This is a genomic window from Natrinema soli (genome assembly GCF_028618695.1).
In genome coordinates this window covers 1-4,888 of record NZ_JAQIVI010000036.1, presented here as the reverse complement: position 1 = coordinate 4,888, position 4,888 = coordinate 1, and the positions used below count along the sequence as shown (strand labels likewise).

Annotated in this window: 7 protein-coding genes and 1 pseudogene; 2 read left to right on the top strand and 6 right to left on the bottom strand. The window is 65.1% G+C overall.

Annotated features, from left to right (window positions below):
• A pseudogene (locus PGX04_RS02780) lies at positions 1-321 on the top strand (hypothetical protein); the annotation flags it as partial.
• Positions 322-378: 57 nt separating this feature from the next.
• Here PGX04_RS02780 and PGX04_RS02775 read toward each other — a convergent pair.
• The 4 genes from PGX04_RS02775 to PGX04_RS02760 all read right to left on the bottom strand — a co-directional run bounded on the left by PGX04_RS02775 (position 379) and on the right by PGX04_RS02760 (position 2,522).
• On the bottom strand, positions 379-693 hold the full coding sequence (locus tag PGX04_RS02775; RefSeq protein WP_273737120.1) for a HalOD1 output domain-containing protein: 315 nt from the start codon (positions 691-693) through the stop codon (positions 379-381).
• Between the two features lie 227 nt (positions 694-920).
• Positions 921-1,250, bottom strand: a complete 330-nt coding sequence (locus tag PGX04_RS02770; protein WP_273737119.1) for a DUF7577 domain-containing protein — start codon at positions 1,248-1,250, stop codon at positions 921-923.
• Between the two features lie 86 nt (positions 1,251-1,336).
• Positions 1,337-2,224 (bottom strand): acyltransferase, encoded by an 888-nt coding sequence (locus tag PGX04_RS02765; protein ID WP_273737118.1) that lies wholly within the window; start codon positions 2,222-2,224, stop codon positions 1,337-1,339.
• A 76-nt stretch (positions 2,225-2,300) separates the two neighbouring features.
• Positions 2,301-2,522: a hypothetical protein gene (locus PGX04_RS02760; RefSeq protein ID WP_273737117.1), complete on the bottom strand. Its 222-nt coding sequence runs from the start codon at positions 2,520-2,522 to the stop codon at positions 2,301-2,303.
• 187 nt (positions 2,523-2,709) lie between these two features.
• On the opposite strand from PGX04_RS02760, the gene PGX04_RS02755 reads away from it, so the two are divergent.
• On the top strand, positions 2,710-3,819 hold the full coding sequence (locus PGX04_RS02755; protein ID WP_273737116.1) for an aldo/keto reductase: 1,110 nt from the start codon (positions 2,710-2,712) through the stop codon (positions 3,817-3,819).
• A 47-nt stretch (positions 3,820-3,866) separates the two neighbouring features.
• Here PGX04_RS02755 and PGX04_RS02750 read toward each other — a convergent pair whose 3' ends face one another.
• Both PGX04_RS02750 and PGX04_RS02745 read right to left on the bottom strand, forming a co-directional pair.
• Complete coding sequence (locus PGX04_RS02750; protein WP_273737115.1) at positions 3,867-4,142, bottom strand: hypothetical protein; 276 nt, start codon at positions 4,140-4,142, stop codon at positions 3,867-3,869.
• Positions 4,143-4,347: 205 nt separating this feature from the next.
• A partial coding sequence (locus PGX04_RS02745) for an SDR family oxidoreductase (protein WP_273737114.1) occupies positions 4,348-4,888 on the bottom strand: 541 nt, incomplete at its 5' end.

Below are 4,888 nucleotides of genomic sequence, written 5' to 3'. Positions count from 1 at the left end.
GAGGCGCTCGCCTGTCGGGTGGCCGCGACGCTGACTCACGCGACGTCGATGACGGTCGTCCCCGGTGAGCGGGTCGAGTACGACATCGATCCCGAGGACCCGCCGGATCGACAGGCCGCTCACGAGCGCTCGCACGTCGCCGGCGTCCAGGCGCTGCTGGGCAGCGTCGAGACGGAGGGCAGCGCGTTGTCTTACCGCGATGACACGCGCGAAGGGTGTATGGTCGATCGCCTCGAGACGATTCGATCGGAGCCGGGCGACGCCGTCGCCGTCGTCGGCGTCGATCACCTCGAGCGGCTCGCGGCGGAGCTGTCGGAGTAAGAGCGGTCGGGTTTTGCTGGAACGGGTCGGTGAGAATGGCGGGTTTCGACGATCGTGTCAGCGGCGGGCGGGCGGTTCGATGAGAATCTCGCCGTCGCTGCGGACTCGGACGTGATGGCCGTTGACGACGAACGAGAGCGTACCGCCGGCGCGGGGCGTGCCGTCGTAGCGCGGACGAAAGAGCGCGTCCAGGGCGTCGGGGTCGACGGTATCGTACAGCGAGATGCGGCTGTCGGTCACGTCGACGCCCATACAGTCGGCCAGCGCGTGGCTTACGGTCGTGCTCAGGGTCGCCGGGCCGTCGGGGTCGTGGGAGGCGCGATACAGGGAGGGAGAGCGAGACTGCGCGGCGCGGGGAGCGTATCCTGTCATTACTGTTCGTCCCCTCCACCTCTCTGTCTGAATACCAAAAGCGTAATCGTTTGTTACCGCCCAAATCGGTTAGATCGAACGACTATCAGTAGTTAGTACTGGGGAACCTCACCGAGATCTGAACGAATCGTGAATCGGCTCTCGCACTGCTTCGGTCCGATTACCATCCGGCTCCGATCATCGGGTGGATCGACGACCCGGTCGATGAGCGCCCCCGCCGGCGACGGTCACTGCCGGAGCCCCGAGATACAGTTCCAGCAGTACGTGAACGTCTGATCGGCCTCGTTGGGCGCACCACAGTGGGGGCAGCGAATCGTCTCCCCCTCGATCTCGAGGTCGGAATCGGCGTACTCCGGTTCGGTGTCCCCGATATCGTCGGCCGTGCGCGGGTACCGATCGGGTCCCGGCGAGGTTCGGACGCTCGCGCGATTCGGGTCGGCGAAGGACGGGGTGCGCTCGCCGTCGTCATCGTCACTTCGGGCGTAGATGTAGTACAGTAACAGGTGGAGCAGGGCGAACAGCACGACGTAGCCGATGAGCCAACCCCAGAGCGCCATCAGTGTGTGATACGTTCTCGAGGCACTTGGATATTCCCCGAGTTCCGACGCGAAGAGAGTCACGGAAAGAGGAACTGGGAGGACGGTTACAGATCTCGCCCGAACTCGTCGAAGGCCGCGAAATCGTCGGGAAGGTCGTACTCGAGGTGGCGTTGTTCCTGCTGGTTGGTGCCGGCGTCCTCGACGGGCGTTGCGACGTCTTCCCAGCCGGGTTTGATCTTGACGCTCTGGGCGGGCATCCCGACGGCGATGTGGTGGGCGGGAATGTCGTACTGGACGACGCCGCGCGCGCCGACGATCGCGTTCTCGCCGACCTTGTTGCCCGCCTGAACCATCGAGTCGTAGGTGAGCCGGACGTCGTCCTCGACGATCGTGTGGTAGTTGCGGACCGCGGTCTGGTCGACGACGTCGTGATCGTGGCTGTAGATGTGGACGCCGTCGGAGATCGACACGCGGTCGCCGATCGTGAGTTCCCCCCGATCGTCGAGGTGAACGCCGTCGTGGACGACGGTGTTGTCGCCGATCGTGATGTTGTGACCGTAGGTGAACGAGATTCCCTTGAAGAAGCGACAGTCGTCCCCACAGTCCGCGAAGAGGTGGTCGGCGAGCATCCGCCGGAATCGCAGCGCGAACTCGACGTTGTCCGCGATGGGAAGGCTGTCGAACTGCCGCCAGAGCCACTGGAGGTGCTTGGAGCGGCGGAACGTCTCTTCGTCCTTCTCGGCGTAGTACTCGCTCTCGAGGGTCGTGTTACAGGGATCGTAGCTCTGCAGGCGGACGCGTTCGGCTGTGGAAACCGACTCGCCGGCCTGCCAGCGCTCGTAGGCTTCACGGTCGCCCGAGAGGTCAATCAGGACGTCTTCGACGACCGAGCAGGTATCCTCGTCGCTCGCAAGCCGTCGGTCGACCTCGTCGATGAACTCGCGCATCCCCGCTTCGGCTTCGTCGGGGAGCGACACGTACCGCTTTGTCATACTCCGAGCTATTGCCCGCAGAGTTGATAGTGGTTCGGTTGTCCCGCGACGGTTGCCGGACCCACTGGCACGCGGGTTACCTGGATTCTCTGTCGGACTGCCAGCGAGCCAAGAGCAGCGCGGGGAGCGCGAGCGCACTGACGAACAGGAGGATTCCGACCACGACCGCACCGATCGTGACTCGGTCACCCGGAAACGCGAACGTCCTTGCAGCGAGGAGCCCCAGCGGAACGATACCGACGAGAACCGCCAGTAGAAGCCGACTGGGGGTGAGGGTGCGGAAACGGCGGTCGTCCATACGCATACGTGTCAGCCGAGTACCCAAGAGCGATTCGACACGCAGGCGCGAATTCGACTCGATGCGCCGGTCCGACGCGCGGGTCAACAGTTACGCAGTTCGACTTGGGGGGTCACGGCCGAACCGGTTCGGACGGCGTCTCGAGCGTTCCGTTCACCCTAAGTTCCCCCGCTTCGAAGGGGCGGCTATGCAACACAGCGAACTGGGCGACTCGGGCGTCGAGGTCAGCGAGGTGGGCTTCGGCGCGTGGGTCGTCGGGACCGACTGGTGGGGCGACCGCTCGGAAGACGACGCCATCGAGATGGTCCGGTACGCCGTCGAGCAGGGGATCACGTACTTCGACACGGGCGACGTCTACGGCCACGGCCGAAGCGAGGAATTACTCGGCGAGGCCCTCTCGGAAGTCCGCGACGAGGTCACGATCGCCACCAAAGTCGGCTACGATTTCTACGACAACCCGCAGGCCGGCCACGGCGAACTCCCCAAGGAGATGGACCCCGACTACCTGCGTGACGCCGTCCACAAGAGCCTCGAGCGCCTCGAAATTGACTCTGTCGACGTGCTCCAACTCCACAACGCCGACGTCGACGAGATCACGCCGGACGTCCTCGAGCTGCTCGACGAACTCGAGGAGGACGGGCTGATCGACGCCACCGGGCTCGCGCTCGGCCCCTCGATCGGCTGGCTCGCGGAAGGCGACCTCGCCATCGAGGAGGAGTTCGACTCCGTCCAGCTCGTCTGGAATATGCTCGAGCAGGAGGTCGGCAACCACTTCCTCGAAACGATCGAACGCACGGACTCGTCGACCAGCCTCATCCCCCGCGTCCCGCACTCCTCGGGGATCCTCAACGAGCAGGTCACCCCTGAGACCGAACTCGGCGAGGGCGACCACCGCGGGTTCCGACCCGAGGAGTGGTACGAGACCGGCTGGGAGAAACTCGAGAAACTGCGCTTTTTGGAACGTGACGGCGTCTCCGCGAGCGAAGCGAGCGGACGGCAGGGAGCGACCGGCGGAAGCGACCGTGAGCGGACGATGGGACAGGCCTCGATCGCGTGGCTCCTCAGCCACGATTCCGTCGCGACCGTCACGCCGACGTTCCGGACGAAGGCGGACATCGACGAGTGGGCGGCCGCCAGCGACGTGCCGAAACTCTCCGAATCGGAGATGACTCGCGTGGCGGAGCTGTACGAAACCGACTTCGAGATCGACCGCGACGACGGAATGGACTCGCTGCGCTCGTCGGTCGACGGCGACGACATCGAATCGGCCGGCCTAGACAAACTCGCGGCCGACTGATCGGGTCGGCCTCCGGTTCGAGCAGCATCGACGGCCGACCGGTTCGCTTATTCCGATTCGGATTGGGACTCGGTGAGTCTAAATTCGAACTCCAGTTTCCCGTCGGTCTTGACGGTCACGCCGCCGAGCTCGTCCGATAGCTGCTCTCGCGCTCGAGAACTCGGTTCGACGGTGACGGAGACGCTGTTGGTGTTCGCATTGTACGTGATATTCCCGACGGCGACATCGAACTCGAAGAACGCCGGAACGTCCTCCCTGAGCTGCGTTTGCACGTCGTCGACGTCCGACCGAACGTCGGCCATCTCTTCGTTTAACGTGCTCATCTCCATTGGTAGATGATAGCATACCTTAACGGTTCTCCCTGAACTGTCCGGAGCACTGCCGAGGCCTCGAGGCAGCGGCGGCACGCGGTCCGCGTCGGCGACGTCGGACGGCAGCGACGGCGCGCTCGCGATCGGTCTCGAGCGTGCTGACGCGTTCGACCGGGATCGCGCCCGCAGGCTGAGAGATGCACGCAGCCGCAGTGGATCAGTCGAACTGCGATGCAACCCACTCGTTCCACGTCACCGTTCCAACGGTCCGATCCGGACAGATCGCCCCGCCGGCTCGAAAGCCGGCGGCCGTCTTTCCGGGAATCGGAAGGCGAACGATCGGCCGGCGTAACCCTCTCGCGTCGCGGTAGGACCGCGCGAGGTCGCCGACGGTCCGTACCTCGGGACCGCCGATATCGGGCACGCGGCCGGCCGACTCCGTGGTTGCGCGCTCGACGACGGCGTCCGCAGCCTCCCCGACGTCAATCGGCTGGAGCCGAATCCCCGTTGGCAGCGGCCAGATCGGGAGCGTCGACACGGTCTCGAGCAGTTCGCCGACGAACTCGTGGAACATCGTTATGCGGAAAATCGTCGACGGGACCTCGCTTGCCTCGACGGCCCGCTCGGCCGCCAGCTTGTGCTCGTAGTACGAGTACGGGATGTCGTCGACGCCGACGATAGAGACGTACACGACGTTCGACACGCCGGCGTCAGCGGCCGCCTCGAGCAGCCGCTCGGTGCCGCGGACGTCGACGGCC